This is a genomic window from Rhizobacter sp. P2_H3, from assembly GCF_056403355.1.
In genome coordinates this window covers 1-811 of record NZ_JBFUFQ010000522.1, presented here as the reverse complement: position 1 = coordinate 811, position 811 = coordinate 1, and the positions used below count along the sequence as shown (strand labels likewise).

Below are 811 nucleotides of genomic sequence, written 5' to 3'. Positions count from 1 at the left end.
CTACAAGGGACTGGCGAGGAACGAGGCGTAGTTGTTCGCGCTGTTCGAACTGGCCAACATCGCCATCGCCAAGAGACGATTGCTGGATATCCAGGACCGAGGTGTCTCTTGAATGCCAACGGCGGCCTCGTCGAAGGCATCAAACGACCCTCGGCGCGGCTGCCCATGTGCCGCTGTGCATCGCGGCTGCAGTTCTGGTTCGCGCCACTCGTTGGCGCTCGCCAGAATCATTGATCAACGAATCCTTAAGCTTCATTGAGCAAAAAGCCATTTGACCACCCTGGGCGCGCTCAGCACTGCATAGGCGAAGGCGACCATGCTCAGCCAGAACGAAAAGTGTTCGATAAACGCCCAAGTTTGACCTGTGAACCACCGTAGCTTGTGTGGGCCCTGACGCTCGCACCACACCCTTTCGAACGTGTGGTGCTGGGTGCAGCAGCTTGCGATGATGCCGCCGGACAAGCCGGCGACGGCCATGAGCAGCAGCGCAAACGCGAGCGCGCCGTGCGAGCCGATGAAGTTGGAGAGGAAGTCTTTCTCGTCGGCCTTGCTCGCTGAGCCAATGAGGGTAACCAAGCCCCCGCCGACAGCGAGATAGATTCCGATGTGGAACTTGGTGTACTCAAGGAGCCGATCTAGACGCGTGTCCTCCACAGGAGTTCGCGTCTCACTAGTCGCTGTTTCAACTGGCATGAGCGCAGCCTCCTGTTTGGCCATGACCCCCCCGCGCACCCAAACCGCCAACAGCTCGTTGCTGCTCAAGCAATCGAATGCGCATGAACTGACTCCATGGGGCTGCTCGGCATCGTGG

Annotated in this window: 1 protein-coding gene; it reads right to left on the bottom strand. The window is 59.3% G+C overall.

Translation table 11 applies throughout. The features are described 5' to 3' along the window. Positions 1-252 precede the first annotated feature (252 nt). Positions 253-811: hypothetical protein (locus AC1D1T_RS32815; RefSeq protein WP_477993545.1), on the bottom strand; the 559-nt coding region annotated here is incomplete at its 5' end.